This window comes from Pseudomonas fluorescens (assembly GCF_001307155.1).
Lineage (GTDB): Bacteria > Pseudomonadota > Gammaproteobacteria > Pseudomonadales > Pseudomonadaceae > Aquipseudomonas > Aquipseudomonas helvetica.
In genome coordinates, this window is the sequence record NZ_CP012830.1 from 1,850,578 (window position 1) to 1,867,444 (window position 16,867).

Below are 16,867 nucleotides of genomic sequence, written 5' to 3' on the forward strand. Positions count from 1 at the left end.
CAGGATCTACCGACGGGAACATTGTGGCGAGGGAGCTTGCTCCCGCTGGACCGCGCAGCGGTCCCAAAATCAGAGCAGAGCACTGTCAGGTAAAACGCATTCTCCGGGTTTACGACTGCTGCGCAGCCGAGCGGGAGCAAGCTCCCTCGCCACAGGGTGGGAACGATCATTACGCCGGGGCCATTTCCTGCGCCAGGCCGAGAAACGCCGCCGGCAGGCGTGCGCCTTTGCGTTCTTTGAGGCAGTACAGGTATTCGGGGATCTGCGGCGCGTTTTCGATCGTCAGCACCCGCAATTGCGGGTCATGGGGCACTTCCTGGCGGGCGATGATGCTGATGCCGATATTGCGCAGCACCGCTTCACGAATCGACTCACGGCTGCCGATCTCCAGCAACGGACCGAAACTCACTCCAGCGGTTGCCAGCAAGGCTTCAGTCAGACGCCGGGTGGTCGAGCCGCTTTCACGCATCAACAGGGTGTGTCCGACCAAGGCACTCAGCGGCACATGATCATGCACCGCCAGCGGATGGTTACGGTGCACCGCCAACACCAGCGGATCGCTGCCCAGCACGCGGCGGATCAATCGCGAGTCTTCGAGCAATTGCGATGATGCGGCGATGTCGACCCGGTATTCCTCAAGGGACTCGAGCACCTGTTGGGAGTTGCCGATTTCCACCGAGACTTCCACTTGCGGCAGACGCTCGCGGAAGGTCTTCACCAGATCGAGAATGTAGTACGGCGCAGTGGCGGCGATGCGTAGCACGCCTTGAACCTGGCCGCTGTTACGCAGGAAAAACTCGATATCGGCTTCCTGCTGCAACAGCGTTTTGACCATCGGCAGCAACCGCGCGCCGTCCTCGCTGACCGTCAGTCGACGACCACCGCGATAGAACAATTCAACCGAGTACTGACTTTCCAGATGACGAATCTGAGTGGTCACCGTAGGTTGGCTCAAGCCGAGCTTTTTCGCCGCGAGGGTAATGCTGCCCAATCGCGCGACCATGTAAAAAGCCTTCAGCTCGGCACTCAGCACTTAACCCTCGTCTTGATTATTTGCGCAACAGGCGCAGACCGTTGAACACCACCAGCAGGGCCACGCCCATGTCGGCGAACACCGCCATCCACATGGTGGCGAGACCCACGAAGGTTACCCCAAGAAAGATCGCCTTGATGATCAACGCCAGGGCGATATTTTGCGTGAGGATATTCGAAGTCTGTCGCGACAGCCGGATAAATGCCGGAATCTTGCGCAGATCATCGTCCATCAGGGCAACATCGGCGGTTTCAATCGCGGTATCAGTGCCGGCCGCGGCCATCGCAAAACCAATCTGCGCGCGAGCCAGTGCCGGCGCATCGTTGATGCCGTCGCCGACCATCCCGACCCGATGCCCCTTAGCGTACAAGCCTTCGATAGCCTTGAGCTTGTCGGTTGGCAGCAGGTCACCTCGCGCCTCATCAATACCCACCTGGGCGGCAATTGCCCGAGCGGTGTGCGGGTTGTCGCCGGTCAGCATCAAGGTCTTGATGCCCAGCTCATGCAACTGCCGGATCGCTTCGCGGCTGGAGGCCTTGACCGTATCGGCCACCGCGAACAGTGCCAACGGACCAGACCGGTCGAGCAACAACACCACGGTCTTGCCCTGCTCTTCGAGGGCAAACAGTTTCTCTTCCAGCGCTGGCGAGCACAGGCCCAGCTCTTCGACCAAGCGGTGATTGCCCAAGTGGTAAACCTGACCATCAATCTCACCGCGCACGCCACGGCCGGTCAGCGCCTCAAAGTTATCCACAGCGAGCAACGTCAGCTGTTTATCCACAGCCGCGTTGGCGATGGCCAGCGATACCGGGTGATCGGAACGCCCGGCAAGGCTGGCGGCCAGAATCTGCGCGGTGCTTTCGACCGTTGGGTCCAGGGACAGGTAATCGGTCTGCACCGGTTTGCCATGGGTGATCGTGCCGGTCTTGTCCAGCGCCAGGTAATCCAGTTCGTGACCACCCTCCAGGTACACGCCGCCCTTGATCAGGATGCCTTTGCGCGCCGCCGCCGCCAGACCGCTGACGATGGTCACCGGAGTGGAAATCACCAGTGCGCAAGGGCACGCAACCACCAGCAGCACCAGCGCGCGGTAGATCCAGTCGAACCAGGCCGCGCCCATGAACAGCGGTGCGATGAGCGCCACGGCCAAGGCGAGGATGAACACCACCGGCGTGTAGATTTTCGAGAAACGATCAACGAACCGCTGGGTCGGCGCCCGTGCGCCCTGGGCGGCTTCGACGGCATGAATGATCCGCGCCAGGGTCGAGTTGTCGGCAGCGGCGGTCACTTTGAACTCCAGCGAACCGGACTGATTGATGGTCCCGGCAAACACTTTGTCGCCGACGGTTTTCTCGACAGGCAGGCTTTCACCAGTGATCGGCGCCTGATCGATGGTCGAGCTGCCAGACACTACTTCGCCATCCAGGCCAATCCGCTCGCCGGGGCGAACCCGCACCCGCGCACCGAGATCGATACTTTTAGCTTCACGCTCGACCCAGCTGCCATCTTCTTGCTGCACGGTGACCTTTTCCGGGGTCATCTGCATCAGCCCGCTGATTGCATTGCGCGCGCGGTCCAGGGATTTGGCTTCGATCAGCTCGGCCACGGTGAACAGGAACATCACCATCGCCGCTTCCGGCCACTGGCCGATCAACACTGCACCGGTCACCGCGATGCTCATCAGCGCGTTGATGTTCAGGTTGAGGTTCTTCAGGGCAATCCAGCCCTTCTTGTAGGTGCCCAAACCGCCGCTGAGGATCGAGATCAGCGCAACAATCGCTACCACCCAGGTCGGCGCGGCGCTGGTGAAGTGAATCACTTCGGCCGCCAAGGCACCGACACCTGATACTGCCAACGGCCACCAGGGCTTTTTCACTGGCGCCGGACTGGCTTGAGCATCCGCACCCTGCTCAATGGGTTCGGCCAACATGCCAATCGACTTGATGGCGTCGATGATCGGTGCAGTCGTCGGCAGGTCATGGGTGACGCCGAGTACGCGGTTGATCAGGTTGAATTCCAGTTGCTGCACACCCGCCAGCTTGCCGAGCTTGTTCTGGATCAGCGTCTGTTCGGTCGGGCAGTCCATGGCGTCGATGCGAAAACGGCTCAGGCGCGCGCCGTCGGTCGGCGTTTCACTGAGCTTGATCAATGAAGGCGCCGCCGCACTGGAACAGCAAGAACCGCCACCACTGGCGTGATCGTGTTTCTGAACTGGCTGAAGCTTTTGCCCGTGGCTGTGATCGTGATCGTGATCGTGATCGTGATCGTGATCAGCGTGGGGTTTGTGGGTGTGCTGGGAATCGCTCATAAGGTCGCGTCCGAAAAGGTGCCTGTTGCCAAGTGAACACCCTGTAGCCACTATAGGGTCAAGCAGCCAATCGGAGATGATTGAAATGAAGATCGGTGAACTGGCGAAACTGACCGACTGCCAAGTCGAAACCATCCGTTATTACGAGCGCGAAGGCCTGTTGCCGGAACCGGCCCGCAGTGAAGGCAATTACCGCGTGTACACCCAGGCCCACACCGAGCGCCTGACATTTATCCGTAACTGCCGCACCCTCGACATGACCCTCGAAGAAATCCGCAGCCTGCTCAGCCTGCGCGACAGCCCGCAGGATCAATGCGAAAGCGTCAATGCGCTGATCGACGAGCACATCCACCACGTCAAGGCGCGGATCGACGGCTTGCTGGCCTTGCAGACACAGCTGCTGGAACTGCGCCAAAGCTGCAGCGAACGGCCGGATATCGAGCAATGCGGGATTTTGCAGCAGCTGGAAGTCAGCGGTGGCGTGGCGGCGAGCGAAGCCGAACATTCCCATGTCGGCCGAAGCCACGGGCATTAAGCCGCCCGGCGTAGCAGCAGCAAAAGCATGGCTAACGCGGCCAGCACCGCTCCGGTGATGAACGTGCTTTGTGCGCCAACGGTTTGCCACAGCCAGCCGGCGAGAACACTGGCAATCAACAGGCAAACGCCGCTGAGCAAATTGAAAATGCCGAAGGCCGTGCCCTTCAGTTCGTCGGGGGCCGTATCAGCTACCAGTGTGGCGAGGATGCCTTGGCTGAATCCCATGTGCAGTCCCCACAGGGCTACGCCCAGCATCATTGTCAGGGGCGAATGGCTTTGTGCGAGCACCAGGTCCGCCAACACCAGCAGCCCCATCCCTAGGCACAGCAATTTCGTGCGGCTGATGCGATCGGACAGCCAGCCGGCCGGGTACGCGGACAGCGCATAGAACACCGACATAACCACCATCACCAGCGGCACCCAGGTGGCTGACAAACCGGCCTGCTGCGCCCGCAACACCAGAAATGCTTCGCTGAAACGCGCCAGCGTAAACACCCCGCCCACAATGACCACCCACCAGTACCCGGACGAGAAGTCGTGAAGGACTCGCCAATGAATGGGCGATCGAAAGGTGTGCTTGCCAACAGCGTGCTCAGGCTCTTTTACACCGGCGACAATCAGCGCCACTGCGATGACCGCCGGGATCACCGCGAACCAGAGCACCAGCTGGATATCGGCGAGCCAGAGCATCAGCGCAATGGCCAGCGCAGGGCCGACAAAGGCGCCGACAGTGTCCATCGACTGGCGTAAACCGAAACACGCACCGCGAATTTCCGGAGGCGCTACATCCGCCACCAAGGCATCGCGCGGCGAGCCGCGAATGCCTTTGCCGATACGATCGAGAAAGCGCGCGGTGAACACCACATCCACCGAGTGAGCCAGCGGGAACAGCGGTTTGGACAACGCGGCCATACCGTATCCCACTAACAGCAAGCCTTTGCGTCGACCGATAAAGTCGCTGATCGCACCCGAGAAGACTTTGACGACCATCGCCGTCGCCTCGGCAATGCCCTCGATCACCCCGACGGTCAGCGCGCTCGCGCCCAGGGTCGTGACCAGAAACACCGGCAACAGGCTGTGCACCAGTTCGGACGAAACATCCATGAACAGGCTGACAAAGCCCAAGGCCCAAATGGTTCGCGGGATACGCAGAGACTCCGATCTGACCTGATTCACGTGTTCATCCTGTCGTGCTCCAGGGCCTTATCGAAGGCGATGACCGAGCCCTATAAGTGAGTATTGCGCCGAGCGAGTGCCGGAAATATTCGCTGGTAAAGTCGCTCAACAACGTCGAGCAGAGGCTCACCCAGTTGTCTCCAGTCCAGCACCTGTTTCACCAGCCAGGCGCTGATCAGTGAAACCAGGAACGACCCGGCGATATCAAATGGAAAGTGCACGCCCAGGTAGACACGCGCCCAGCCAACCAACGCCCCCAGCAGCAAAACCAGCAGGCCCAGCTTGCGCAACGAGGCCAGTATCAACCCAAAGGCTAGCGCAAACATCACCGTGGCGTGGTCGCTGGGAAAAGATGATTCAGCGGCATGCGCCAGGAAATTTTGCCCCAACCCCAGCATGAAGGGACGTGGGTGAAACCAAAGGCTGCTGATCAGCAGATTGCAGCCCAGCGCGAAGACAATACTCAGCGTCGCAGTGAGCGCTACCGCCCGCTGCCGGCGTGCGCCTTGCAACCACAACCCGGCCAGCAAAAGCGGTACACAGAGGATCAGCCACTGTGCCAGAAACATCGCCAAAGACCGCATGGGCGCCGAGGCATCCGCGCTGGCGTTGATCGCCAGGAACAGGCTGCGATTGAGTTCTTCCACAAAGAGACGCCATTCAGTTCATCAGAAAACCCCGCACCGCGATAACACGCTGAGCGGTCCCCATCTTACTAGCTGCAATCACCCGGACAGTCGGAGTACCCCGCCATCCGGGCTTCAGGCGTTTGACACCTGTTTCGCCACAAGTTCTGCTGCCACACGGCACGTCAGCAACTGGGTAAAAGCCGCCGTCAATTCGAGCGTTCGACAGTGTCGGACTGGGCTTTCTGACTGCTTGCTACAGCCTGCGCATGTTCAGATTGCTGATAGTGAACCATCGCCACATCACGTGCGGCGTCCATTCGAGCCTGAACCTTGTCGCCGCCGCCTTCAGCCATCGCAGCCACAGAAGCGCACATCAGGGAAACGACCAAAAAAGCTTTCAGGGATTTCATCGGGAACTCTCCAGTAGTTGGGTTCTGCCAGACCCTGTATTGGCCTGACTGGAGCTCATCCTATAGGGCGCTGTTTATCGGCCCTTTCCCCGGGAGATGAATTTTCTGACATGTAGGTTTTTAGATTCGTGGCATTGACGCTTGATCGCTCCCACAGCGTGGGAACGATCAGGGCGGGAGGTCTTTAGACTGCCATTGGCGCGGTCATTGGCGCGTGGTGTTCGTAACCTTCCAGCGAGAAGTCGCTCGGCTCGATCTGTTCCAGCCACTCTGGCTGGTACACGCCGGTTTTGGCGAACTCCGGCACGCGGTCGGAAATCACCAGCTTGGGCATCGGGAACGGCTCGCGCTTGAGCTGTTCGTTGAGCATGTCCAGGTGGTTTTCGTAGACGTGGGCGTCACCAATGAAATAGGTGAACCAGCGCGGCGTGTAACCGGTCAGGCGACCGATCAGGCTCAGCAGCGCGGCACCTTCGGTGAGGTTGAACGGCGTGCCCAGGCCCAGGTCGTTGGAGCGGATGTAGAGCGTCAGGGAGATCTCTTTGGTCTCGACGTTCGGGTGGAACTGATACAGCAGATGGCACGGCGGTAAGGCCATTTCATCGAGCTGGGCGCAGTTCCAGCCGTGGAACAGGATACGCCGGCTGCCCGGGTCCTTGATGATGGTGTCGACGCACTGGCGAATCTGGTCGATTGCCTTGTACAGCACCACATAGGCCTGGCCGTCTTCTTCACCTTCAGCGATCTGCCGATAACCCTGGCTCAACGTCTGTTCGATAGCCGCCTGATTGCTGACCGGGATCTGCTTGTACGCCGGCCATTTGCGCCATTGCACGCCGTAGATCTCGCCCAGGTCGTCTTCGCCCTGACGGAACGGGTTGGCCAGCCACTGGGCGTTTTCATTGGCATTCTGGTCCCAGACCTTGCAGCCCAATGCCCGGAACTCAGCAGCGTTGTTCACGCCCCGCAGGAAACCGACCATCTCGCCGATGGCCGATTTGAACGCCATCTTGCGGGTAGTGATCGCCGGGAAACCTTCTTTCAGGTCATAACGCAGCATCGCGCCGGGAAAACTGATGGTGTTCACGCCGGTACGGTTGGCTTGTTTGGTGCCGTTCTTGATGACGTGGGCGACCAGATCGAGATATTGCTTCATGAGTTACCTGTGTCCTTGAACCCGGGACCAAAGCCCCGGGATTCGAATGTAGAGCGCGACGGCTTAAGCCGTCGGGGCAACCGGAGCCGCCGGAGCACGGTGATAAGCCAGCCAGATCAGGAACAGACCGGCAAGGATCATCGGTACGCAGAGGACCTGGCCCATGGTCAGCCAGTTCCAGGCCAGATAGCCCAGTTGCGCGTCCGGCACGCGGACGAATTCGACGATGAAACGGAAAATACCGTAGAACAGCGTGAACATCCCGGACACGGCCATGGTCGGCCGCGGCTTGCGCGAGAACAACCAGAGGATCAGGAACAGCGCCACGCCTTCCAGCGCGAACTGATACAGCTGCGACGGATGACGCGGCAGCTGTGCCGGGTCGCTGAACGGCGGGAAGATCATTGCCCACGGCAGGTCGGTCGGCTTGCCCCACAACTCGGCGTTGATGAAGTTACCGATACGCCCGGCACCCAGGCCGATCGGCACCATCGGTGCGACGAAGTCCATCAGCTGGAAGAACGACTTGCCATTCTTCCTGCCGAACCACAGGGCCGCCAGCATCACGCCGATGAACCCGCCATGGAACGACATGCCGCCCTTCCACACCTCAAATATCAGCGTTGGGTTAGCCAGGTAGGCATTCAGATCGTAAAACAGCACATAACCCAGCCGGCCGCCGACAATCACGCCCATCGACATCCAGAAGACCATGTCGGAGAGTTTCTCCTTGGTCCAGGTCGGGTCGAAACGGTTCAACCGTCGCGACGCCAGCAGCCAGGCGCCGCCGATGCCGACCAGGTACATCAGGCCGTACCAGTGGATTTTCAGCGGGCCGATGGCCAGGGCCACCGGGTCAATCTGCGGGTAAGGCAGCATTGCGACTCCTCGTTAGAGTTGAAACGTAAAATTCCTGGCGTGACCGTGCCACGCCTGGATTAAGCCAGGATTGCGTCGCTGTTCCCGGCAAAAGAGCTCAAAGCAAAAAGCTCAAACCCACGCAAAACAGCAACGCGGCAAACAGTCTTTTCAGCAACCGCGGTGACAGCTTGTGGGCCAGTCGCGCACCGATACGGGCAAAGACCATGCTGGTCAGGGCAATGCCCAACAGCGCCGGTAAATAAATGAACCCGAGACTATGAGCCGGCAGGCGTGGATCGTGCCAGCCCAGAATCATGAAACTTAATGCACTGACGAGCGCAATCGGCAGACCGCAGGCCGAAGAGGTGGCCACGGCTTGCTGCATCGGCACGCTGCGCCAGGTCAGAAACGGCACTGTCAGTGAGCCTCCGCCAACCCCGAAAATCGCCGAAGCCCAGCCGATCACACTGCCGGCCAGGGTCAGGCCGAATTTACCAGGCACCGTTCGGCTGGCCTTGGGCTTGACTTCCAGCGCCAGCTGCAAGGCAATGACCAACGCGAACACGCCGATGATCTTCTGCAAATGCGGTCCCGAGATGGCTTCGGCCGTCAGCGCGCCAAAACCTGCGCCGATCAGAATCCCGACAGTCATCCAGACAAAAATCGGCCAGCGCACCGCGCCTTTCAGATGATGTTCGCGCACTGCATTGACCGACGTGAAGATGATCGTCGCCAACGACGTGCCGACGGCCAGGTGAGTCAGCACCGACACATCAAAACCCTGCAAGGTGAAACTGAACACCAGTACCGGGACGATGATGATCCCGCCGCCCACCCCAAACAGCCCGGCCAGCACGCCGGCACAGGCACCCAGCAGCAGATAGAGCGGAAATTCCATGACTGCCCCCCAAATAAGTGCGGCATGGTAACGGATGCATGGCCTCAAGCTCCACTGGATGGCGATGGATACCCGCCAGTTCTATGCGTAAAGTGGGCAAAAAGCCAAGAGGGATAACCCCATGTGCTTGATCGTCTTCGCCTGGCGGCCGGGTCACGCAACGCCGCTGATCGTTGCGGCTAACCGCGACGAGTTTTATGCACGCCCCAGCCTGCCGCTGGCGCAATGGTCCGAAACGCCGCAGGTGTACGCCGGACGTGACCTGGAAGCGGGTGGTACCTGGCTGGGCATTGGCGCCGACGGGCGCTTTGCCGCACTGACCAACATCCGCGACCCACACCAGCCACCGGCGCGCAAATCACGAGGCGAGCTGGTGGCACGGTTTCTCACCGGCGACTTGCCGATTGATCAGTATTTGGCCGACGCAGTCGACAGATCACCGGAATATGCCGGGTTTAATCTGCTGATCGGCAATCGTCATGAGCTGTGGCATTACAACGCGCGCACCCCTGGGCCAGGCAAACTGCAATCAGGCATCTATGGATTGTCGAATGCCGGGCTTGATACGCCGTGGCCGAAAGTGCTCAAGGCCAAGGCGGCGTTGAGTGAAGTCCTGGCCGACCCGCAGCCGCAGGCTTTATTGGCGCTTTTAGGCGACCCGCAAACGGCGCCGTTCGCCGACTTGCCGGATACCGGGGTTGGTCTTGCGACCGAGAGTTTATTGTCGAGCGTGTTCATTGCCAGCCCCATGTATGGCACGCGAGCGAGTACCGCGTTGATAGTGCGGGCGGACGGGACGCGGCATATGGTTGAACGAAGTTTCGGTCCGTACGGCGGGCATCTTGGGGAAGTGGAGATCAGGATTTAGCCCTGGCGCGATACTCTGTGGCGAGGGAGCTTGCCCCCGCTCGGCTGCGAAGCAGTCGTTAAACAGTCATCGCGCACAGACTGATAGAACACGCTGGCCGATTCAGGAGCGCTTCGCACTCCAGCGGGAGCAAGCTCCCTTGCCACAAAAGCCCACTGTCACAGAGTCAGAGTCAGAGAGGCTTGATCGCCGCCGGATTGATCATCCGCGCCAACCCGAGGTTCTTCAGCGCCAGTTGCAGCGAGCTGTGGATCACTTGCGGGTTGTCGATGGTCATCAGCTCGGCAAGCAGGTCCCTGGCCCAGCTCAGGTTGATCTGGCGCAGCATCCACTTCACTTTTGGCAAGTTGGTGGCGTTCATCGACAGGCTGTCAAAGCCCATCGCCATCAACAGCACCGCCGCCGCCGGATCACCGGCCATCTCGCCGCAGATACTCACCGGCTTGCCTTCGGCATGTGCATCGCGCACCACGGTTTGCAGGGCTTGCAGCACCGCCGGGTGCAGGTAGTCGTAAAGATCGGCTACCCGCGGGTTGTTACGGTCCACGGCCAGCAGGTATTGGGTCAGGTCGTTGGAGCCGACCGACAGGAAGTCCACCTGCCGTGCCAGTTCCTTGGTCTGATACACCGCTGCCGGAATTTCGATCATCACGCCAACTGGCGGCATCGGCACGTCAGTGCCTTCGTCGCGCACTTCACCCCAGGCGCGGTGAATCAGGTGCAGGGCTTCTTCCAGTTCATGCGTGCCAGAGATCATCGGCAGCAAAATGCGCAGGTTGTTCAGGCCTTCGCTGGCCTTGAGCATGGCGCGGGTCTGTACCAGGAAGATTTCCGGGTGGTCGAGGGTCACGCGAATCCCGCGCCAGCCGAGGAACGGGTTGTCTTCCTTGATCGGGAAGTACGACAGTGACTTGTCGCCGCCGATGTCCAGACTGCGCATGGTCACCGGCTGCGGGTGGAAGGCCGCGAGTTGCTCGCGATAAATCGCCAGCTGCTCCTTTTCGCTCGGAAAGCGCTGATTGATCATGAACGGCACTTCGGTGCGGTACAGACCCACGCCTTCGGCACCGCGCTTCTGCGCCCGCGCCACATCCGCCAGCAGGCCGGTGTTGACCCACAGCGGCATGCGGTGGCCGTCGATCGTCACGCACGGCAAGTCGCGCAGTGCATCCAGCCCCAGGGCCAGTTGCTTCTCTTCCTCGACCACGTCGGCGAACTGCTTGCGCAGCACGTCGCTCGGGTTGGTGTAGACCTCGCCGTGGTAGCCGTCGACGATCATCTGGATGCCGTCGACCTTGGAATACGGCAGGTCGACCAGACCCATCACCGTCGGGATCCCCATGGCTCGCGCCAGGATCGCCACGTGGGAGTTGCCGGAACCGAGTACCGACACCAAACCCACCAGCTTGCCTTCCGGCACCTCGCCGAGCATCGCCGGCGTCAGTTCTTCGCTGATCAGAATGGTGTTGTCGGGATAGACCAGCGTCTGCTGACGTTCTTCCTGCAGGTAAGCCAGCAGGCGTCGGCCAAGGTCTTTGACGTCCGAGGCACGCTCACGCAGGTAGGCGTCGTCCATCAATTCGAAACGGTTGACGTGATCGGTGACCACCTGGCGCAGTGCACCCTGGGCCCATTGGCCAGTCTTGATCACGGTGGTCACTTCGCTGCCCAGCGAAGCGTCGTCGAGCATCATCAGGTAGACGTCGAACAGCGCCCGCTCTTCCGGCCGCAACTGCGTGGCAAGCTTGGCGGACAGCGCGCGCATGTCGGCGCGCACGCCTTCGATGGCGGTCTTGAACAGGCCAAGCTCGGCTTCGATATCAGCGATAGTCTTGTCAGGCACCACGTCCAGATCGGCCGGAGGCAGCATGACCACCGCGGTACCGACCGCCGCACCGGGCGAGCCGGGTACGCCGACAAACTTTGCTTCCTGAATGCCTTTGCCCTGACGCCCCAGGCCACGGATCGAACCGGTGGCCTCGGCATGGGCGATAACGCCCGCGAGCTGGGCGCTCATGGTCACCAGGAAGGCTTCTTCACCTTCGTCGAACTGGCGACGTTCTTTTTGCTGGATGACCAACACGCCGACAACGCGGCGGTGGTGAATGATCGGGGCTCCGAGGAACGAGGCATAACGCTCTTCACCGGTTTCGGCGAAGTAGCGATAGCGCGGGTGATCCGCGGCGTTTTCGAGGTTGAGGGGTTCTTCACGCGTGCCGACCAGGCCAACCAGACCTTCGTTGGGTGCCATGCTGACCTTGCCGATCGAGCGCTTGTTCAAGCCCTCGGTGGCCATCAGCACGAAGCGGTTGGTTTCGGGGTCGAGCAGGTAGACCGAGCAGACCTGGCTGCCCATGGCCTCTTTGACGCGCAACACAATAATCCCCAACGCCGCCTTGAGATCCTTGGCGGAGTTAACTTCCTGGACGATCTTGCGTAGCGTATTGAGCATGGCTCGGGGTCGAACTCCGTCGTCAGTCGCGCGCTAAAAGGCGCGGGGCAAGCTCTTTGAGAGCGCGGCGATAAACCTCGCGCTTGAATGTCACCACCTGGCCCAACGGATACCAATAACTGACCCAGCGCCAGCCATCGAACTCCGGTTTACCGGTCAAATCCATCCGCACCCGCTGCTCGTTAGAGATCAGGCGCAGGAGAAACCACTTCTGTTTCTGGCCGATGCACAGCGGTTGGCTGTGCGTTCTGACCAGGCGTTGCGGCAAACGATAGCGCAACCAGCCCCGGGTGCAGGCGAGAATTTCAACATCTTCGCGCTCCAGCCCCACTTCTTCGTTCAACTCGCGGTACAAGGCGTCTTCGGGCGTCTCCTGAGGGTTGATACCACCTTGAGGAAATTGCCAGGCATCTTGATTGATACGGCGAGCCCATAGCACCTGGCCGGCATCATTCGTGAGAATGATCCCGACATTGGGGCGGAAACCATCGGGGTCGATCACGGCAACAACCTCGCAAACGCATGTCGTCGCATTGTTCCACAAAGGTTGTGAAGGCGGCAACGAAGCTTCCTACGTTATGTGCACTCTTGTGAAAAGACCGTATTCTGGAGGCCTTTTTACAGACTTTTCAGCGAGTAACTGCAAATGCGTCTGGCTTTATTCGACTTGGACAACACACTTTTGGGCGGCGACAGCGATCACGCGTGGGGCGATTACCTGTGCGAACGCGGTTTGCTCGATGCCGTCGCCTACAAAACGCGCAACGATGAGTTCTACCAGGACTACCTGGCCGGCAAGCTGGACCAGGCCGAGTATCTGAACTTTTGTCTGGAAATCCTCGGCCGTACCGAGATGACCCTGCTGGACGAATGGCACCGCGACTACATGCGCGACTGCATCGAACCGCTCGTGTTGTCCAAGGGACTCGAGTTGCTGGCCAGGCACCGGGCGGCCGGTGACAAACTGGTGATCATCACCGCCACCAACCGCTTCGTCACCGGGCCGATTGCCCAGCGTCTGGGCGTCGAAACCCTGATTGCCACCGAATGCGAAATGGTCGACGGCCGCTACACCGGACGCAGCACCGACGTGCCGTGCTACCGTGAAGGCAAGGTGACGCGCCTGAATCGTTGGCTGGAAGAGACCGGCATGTCGCTCGAAGACAGCTATTTTTATAGCGATTCGATGAATGACCTGGCGTTGCTGGAGGAAGTGGCAAACCCGGTGGCCGTGGACCCGGACCCGAACTTGCGCGCCGAGGCACAGAAACGCGGCTGGCCGATCATGTCGTTGCGTGACTGAAGTCAGCGACTTTATCTGTGGCGAGGGAGCTTGCTCCCGCTCGGTCGCGCAGCGGCCGCAAATCCGGCCGACGCGCTCCAGCGGGAGCAAGCTCCCTCGCCACAGTTGATCGCATGAATCAGGTCAGACCGGCTTCGCGCCCATCAACCCGGCAATCGCGATAAAGCAGACAAAACTGAACAACGCCAAGGCAAACGTAAACTTGCCGTTTCCACCCGTTGCAGTACGCAGCTTGTTAAGCCGCACCAGCAGCCAGAACATCGCCAGCGCACCGACGGTGTAGATCACGCTGGACGCCAGAACCCACATCTGCCCCAGCGGCCAGCCCACCAGGTGCACCATCCACCATCCGGTGAATGGCATGCTCAGCAACGCCAGGCCCATCACCAACCAGACAAACACCCATGGGCGCTGCAAGGTGCGCGCGTGCGCCGTCGCATCGCCGTTACGCCGCGTGCGCCAGACCCAGATCGCCAGGCTCAGTGCACCGATCAACAACAACACCGTTGCCAGGACGTGCGCAACTTTCAGGGCGGTTAACGTTTCCATTGTTCGATTTCCTTATGGACTGGCCATCAGCGTAGACGCTCAGCCGAGGAACAGCTGATACGCCGGGTTGTCGCTCTCATCCCAATACGGGTAACCGATTTCTGCCAGCGCCGCCGGCACCAGATGGCGCTCTTCGTGCGGTACTTGCAGACCGGCAACCACCCGACCATCGGCCGCGCCGTGGTTGCGGTAGTGGAACATGGAGATGTTCCAGCGCCCGCCGAGCTTGTTGAGGAAGTTGAACAACGCTCCCGGACGCTCCGGGAACTCGAAGCGCAACACCACTTCATCGACGACCTGCGCCGCACGACCGCCGACCATGTGGCGAATGTGCAACTTGGCCAGTTCGTTGTCGGTCAGGTCGAGCACCGGGAAGCCCTGCTCGGTCAGACTGGCGAGCAGGGCACTGCGAGGATCGTTTTCCGGGTGCGTCTGCACGCCGACAAAGATGTGCGCTTCGCTGCCGGTGTTGTAGCGGTAGTTGAATTCGGTGATCTGGCGTTTGCCGATGGCTTCGCAGAACGCCTTGAAGCTGCCCGGTTTCTCCGGGATCGTCACGGCGATGATCGCTTCACGACCTTCCCCCAGCTCGGCGCGTTCGGCGACGTGGCGCAGGCGGTCGAAGTTGACGTTGGCGCCGGAGTCGATGGCCACCAGGGTCTGCCCGGTCACGCCATACAGCTCGACATACTTCTTGATCCCCGCTACACCCAAGGCGCCGGCAGGCTCGGTGATCGAGCGGGTATCGTCGTAGATATCCTTGATTGCCGCACAGATCTCATCCGTGCTGACGGTGATCACTTCATCGACGTAATCCTTGCAGATGTCGAAGGTGTGCTGGCCAATCTGCGCCACTGCCACACCATCGGCAAAGAGCCCGACGGTCGGCAGTACCACGCGCTCACCGGCAGCCATGGCTGCTTGCAGGCAGTTGGAATCGTCCGGCTCGACGCCGATGATCTTGATCTCGGGCCGCAGGTACTTCACGTACGCGGCGATCCCGGCGATCAGGCCGCCACCGCCCACCGGGACGAAAATCGCATCAATCGGGCCAGGGTGCTGGCGCAGAATCTCCATCGCCACGGTGCCCTGCCCGGCAATCGTGTGCGGATCATCGTAAGGGTGGATGTAGACGTAGCCCTTTTCGTCGACCAGTTTCAGCGAATAGGCCAGGGCTTCCGGGAAGGAATCCCCGTGCAGCACTACTTTGCCGCCGCGCGAACGCACGCCTTCGACCTTGATCTCGGGGGTGGTCTTGGGCATGACGATGGTCGCTTTCACGCCCAACACCTTGGCCGCGAGCGCCAGACCCTGCGCATGGTTACCTGCCGAGGCGGTGACCACGCCACGGGCGCGCTCTTCATCGCTCAATTGGGTCAGCTTGTTGTAAGCGCCGCGAATCTTGAACGAGAACACCGGCTGCAAGTCTTCGCGCTTGAGCCAAATCTTGTTGCCCAGCCGCTCGGAGAGCTGGCGAGCAGTCTGCAATGGGGTTTCTACGGCAACGTCATAAACGCGCGAGGTGAGGATCTTTTTGACGTACTGTTCGAGCATCGGAAAGCATCACTGAGCGGGTTGGGCAGGGCCAAGGAGTCTAACCCGGCTTTTGCCCGTGCGACCACACGAATCCAGAGGTTTTACTGCGCATTTGTGGCGAGGGAGCTTGCTCCCGCTCGAGCGCGAAGCGGTCGCAACAAGGTTGAGTAATTGAACCTGAAAAAATCGGGACTCAGATTCTACGACTGCTACGCAGCCGAGCGGGAGCAAGCTCCCTCGCCACAGAAGCCTCCCCGGCATGCCATACATACTCATTGGCCAATCGGACAATGACCTTCCCTGCCCCGCAGCCTATAATGCCGGCCTTCAGTTCCCCTTGCCCGCTTTCGGAGCCCGCATGACCCAGGATCAACTCAAACAGGCAGTGGCCCAGGCCGCCGTCGACTTCATCCTTCCAAAACTCGACGACAAGAGCATCGTCGGGGTCGGCACCGGCTCCACCGCCAACTGCTTCATCGACGCACTGGCCCTGCACAAGGGCGCGTTCGACGGCGCAGTTGCCAGCTCCGAAGCCACCGCCGCGCGCCTCAAGGGTCACGGGATTCCGGTGTATGAACTCAACACCGTCAGCGACCTGGAGTTCTACGTCGACGGCGCCGATGAAAGCGACGAGCACCTGAACCTGATCAAGGGCGGTGGCGCAGCCCTGACCCGCGAAAAGATCGTTGCAGCCGTAGCCAAGACGTTCATCTGCATCGCCGACGCCAGCAAACTGGTGCCGGTCCTGGGCACTTTCCCACTACCGGTCGAAGTGATCCCGATGGCCCGCAGCCACGTGGCCCGCGAGCTGGTGAAGCTGGGCGGTGATCCGGTTTACCGTGAAGGCGTGCTGACCGACAACGGCAACATCATCCTCGACGTCTACAACATGCAGATCACCAACCCGGTCGAACTCGAAACCCAAATCAATGCGATCGTTGGCGTGGTCACCAACGGCCTGTTCGCCGCCCGTCCGGCAGACGTGCTGCTGCTGGGAACGAGCGAAGGCGTGAAGACCCTGCGCGCCAAGTAAGGCGAACACAAAACCTGTGGGGCGAGCTCTTGTGGCGAGGGGGCTTGCCCCCGCTGGGTCGCGAAGCGGCCCCAAAACCTGCAATCGCGTTGCATCATGCACACCGCGTTCGCAGGAT

The 16,867-nt window shown here is 60.5% G+C and carries 16 protein-coding genes; 4 read left to right on the top strand and 12 right to left on the bottom strand.

Translation table 11 applies throughout. The features are described 5' to 3' along the window. Positions 1 to 169: 169 nt before the first annotated feature. The gene (locus tag AO353_RS08415) at positions 170 to 1,033 is read right to left on the bottom strand and encodes a LysR family transcriptional regulator (RefSeq protein WP_054594505.1); all 864 of its coding nucleotides are present in this window, start codon (positions 1,031 to 1,033) and stop codon (positions 170 to 172) included. Between the two features lie 16 nt (positions 1,034 to 1,049). Beyond that, entirely contained in the window at positions 1,050 to 3,341 is a 2,292-nt protein-coding gene (locus tag AO353_RS08420) for a heavy metal translocating P-type ATPase (protein WP_054594506.1), read from the bottom strand. 85 nt (positions 3,342 to 3,426) lie between these two features. Here AO353_RS08420 and cadR point away from each other — a divergent pair, with 85 nt between their 5' ends. Continuing rightward, positions 3,427 to 3,876: a Cd(II)/Pb(II)-responsive transcriptional regulator gene (cadR, locus tag AO353_RS08425; protein ID WP_054594507.1), complete on the top strand. Its 450-nt coding sequence runs from the start codon at positions 3,427 to 3,429 to the stop codon at positions 3,874 to 3,876. Here the strand turns inward: cadR and AO353_RS08430 are convergent. The 6 genes from AO353_RS08430 to AO353_RS08455 all read right to left on the bottom strand — a co-directional run bounded on the left by AO353_RS08430 (position 3,873) and on the right by AO353_RS08455 (position 9,008). Next, positions 3,873 to 5,054, bottom strand: coding sequence for an MFS transporter (locus AO353_RS08430; RefSeq protein WP_054594508.1), 1,182 nt, complete (start codon positions 5,052 to 5,054; stop codon positions 3,873 to 3,875). The two genes, cadR and AO353_RS08430, sit on opposite strands and share 4 nt — an antisense overlap. A gap of 50 nt (positions 5,055 to 5,104) precedes the next feature. After that, positions 5,105 to 5,701 carry an undecaprenyl-diphosphatase gene (locus AO353_RS08435; RefSeq protein WP_054594509.1) on the bottom strand — a complete coding sequence of 199 codons (597 nt, stop codon included), beginning with the start codon at positions 5,699 to 5,701 and terminating at the stop codon, positions 5,105 to 5,107. A 188-nt stretch (positions 5,702 to 5,889) separates the two neighbouring features. Next, positions 5,890 to 6,093: a co-regulatory protein PtrA N-terminal domain-containing protein gene (locus tag AO353_RS08440; RefSeq protein ID WP_019694124.1), complete on the bottom strand. Its 204-nt coding sequence runs from the start codon at positions 6,091 to 6,093 to the stop codon at positions 5,890 to 5,892. A gap of 184 nt (positions 6,094 to 6,277) precedes the next feature. After that, complete coding sequence (locus tag AO353_RS08445; RefSeq protein WP_054594510.1) at positions 6,278 to 7,249, bottom strand: thymidylate synthase; 972 nt, start codon at positions 7,247 to 7,249, stop codon at positions 6,278 to 6,280. 63 nt (positions 7,250 to 7,312) lie between these two features. Further along, positions 7,313 to 8,128, bottom strand: coding sequence for a prolipoprotein diacylglyceryl transferase (gene lgt / locus AO353_RS08450; protein ID WP_054594511.1), 816 nt, complete (start codon positions 8,126 to 8,128; stop codon positions 7,313 to 7,315). A gap of 97 nt (positions 8,129 to 8,225) precedes the next feature. Beyond that, positions 8,226 to 9,008 (bottom strand): sulfite exporter TauE/SafE family protein, encoded by a 783-nt coding sequence (locus AO353_RS08455; protein WP_054594512.1) that lies wholly within the window; start codon positions 9,006 to 9,008, stop codon positions 8,226 to 8,228. Positions 9,009 to 9,129: 121 nt separating this feature from the next. On the opposite strand from AO353_RS08455, the gene AO353_RS08460 reads away from it, so the two are divergent. Then, entirely contained in the window at positions 9,130 to 9,876 is a 747-nt protein-coding gene (locus AO353_RS08460) for an NRDE family protein (RefSeq protein ID WP_054594513.1), read from the top strand. Positions 9,877 to 10,048: 172 nt separating this feature from the next. On the opposite strand, the gene ptsP is transcribed toward AO353_RS08460, so the two are convergent. Beyond that, positions 10,049 to 12,328 carry a phosphoenolpyruvate--protein phosphotransferase gene (gene ptsP, locus AO353_RS08465; RefSeq protein WP_054594514.1) on the bottom strand — a complete coding sequence of 760 codons (2,280 nt, stop codon included), beginning with the start codon at positions 12,326 to 12,328 and terminating at the stop codon, positions 10,049 to 10,051. A 22-nt stretch (positions 12,329 to 12,350) separates the two neighbouring features. Then, positions 12,351 to 12,830: an RNA pyrophosphohydrolase gene (locus AO353_RS08470; RefSeq protein ID WP_007897732.1), complete on the bottom strand. Its 480-nt coding sequence runs from the start codon at positions 12,828 to 12,830 to the stop codon at positions 12,351 to 12,353. Between the two features lie 144 nt (positions 12,831 to 12,974). Between AO353_RS08470 and AO353_RS08475 the strand changes: the two genes are divergently transcribed. Further along, complete coding sequence (locus tag AO353_RS08475; RefSeq protein ID WP_054594515.1) at positions 12,975 to 13,631, top strand: HAD family hydrolase; 657 nt, start codon at positions 12,975 to 12,977, stop codon at positions 13,629 to 13,631. A gap of 123 nt (positions 13,632 to 13,754) precedes the next feature. On the opposite strand, the gene AO353_RS08480 is transcribed toward AO353_RS08475, so the two are convergent. Continuing rightward, positions 13,755 to 14,180, bottom strand: a complete 426-nt coding sequence (locus AO353_RS08480; RefSeq protein WP_054594516.1) for a DUF2269 domain-containing protein — start codon at positions 14,178 to 14,180, stop codon at positions 13,755 to 13,757. 39 nt (positions 14,181 to 14,219) lie between these two features. Further along, on the bottom strand, positions 14,220 to 15,734 hold the full coding sequence (ilvA, locus tag AO353_RS08485) for a threonine ammonia-lyase, biosynthetic (protein ID WP_054594517.1): 1,515 nt from the start codon (positions 15,732 to 15,734) through the stop codon (positions 14,220 to 14,222). Positions 15,735 to 16,074: 340 nt separating this feature from the next. Between ilvA and rpiA the strand changes: the two genes are divergently transcribed. Then, positions 16,075 to 16,749, top strand: a complete 675-nt coding sequence (gene rpiA, locus AO353_RS08490) for a ribose-5-phosphate isomerase RpiA (RefSeq protein WP_054594518.1) — start codon at positions 16,075 to 16,077, stop codon at positions 16,747 to 16,749. Positions 16,750 to 16,867: the final 118 nt, after the last annotated feature.

What these genes read in the sequence shown, in the direction of transcription:
- AO353_RS08420 (WP_054594506.1), bottom strand. Translation starts at nt 3,341, where the DNA reads ATGAGCGATTCCCAGCACACCCACAAACCCCACGCTGATCACGATCAC.
- cadR (WP_054594507.1), top strand. Translation starts at nt 3,427, where the DNA reads ATGAAGATCGGTGAACTGGCGAAACTGACCGACTGCCAAGTCGAAACC.
- AO353_RS08440 (WP_019694124.1), bottom strand. Translation starts at nt 6,093, where the DNA reads ATGAAATCCCTGAAAGCTTTTTTGGTCGTTTCCCTGATGTGCGCTTCT.
- AO353_RS08445 (WP_054594510.1), bottom strand. Translation starts at nt 7,249, where the DNA reads ATGAAGCAATATCTCGATCTGGTCGCCCACGTCATCAAGAACGGCACC.
- lgt (WP_054594511.1), bottom strand. Translation starts at nt 8,128, where the DNA reads ATGCTGCCTTACCCGCAGATTGACCCGGTGGCCCTGGCCATCGGCCCG.
- AO353_RS08455 (WP_054594512.1), bottom strand. Translation starts at nt 9,008, where the DNA reads ATGGAATTTCCGCTCTATCTGCTGCTGGGTGCCTGTGCCGGCGTGCTG.
- AO353_RS08460 (WP_054594513.1), top strand. Translation starts at nt 9,130, where the DNA reads ATGTGCTTGATCGTCTTCGCCTGGCGGCCGGGTCACGCAACGCCGCTG.
- ptsP (WP_054594514.1), bottom strand. Translation starts at nt 12,328, where the DNA reads ATGCTCAATACGCTACGCAAGATCGTCCAGGAAGTTAACTCCGCCAAG.
- AO353_RS08475 (WP_054594515.1), top strand. Translation starts at nt 12,975, where the DNA reads ATGCGTCTGGCTTTATTCGACTTGGACAACACACTTTTGGGCGGCGAC.
- AO353_RS08480 (WP_054594516.1), bottom strand. Translation starts at nt 14,180, where the DNA reads ATGGAAACGTTAACCGCCCTGAAAGTTGCGCACGTCCTGGCAACGGTG.
- ilvA (WP_054594517.1), bottom strand. Translation starts at nt 15,734, where the DNA reads ATGCTCGAACAGTACGTCAAAAAGATCCTCACCTCGCGCGTTTATGAC.
- rpiA (WP_054594518.1), top strand. Translation starts at nt 16,075, where the DNA reads ATGACCCAGGATCAACTCAAACAGGCAGTGGCCCAGGCCGCCGTCGAC.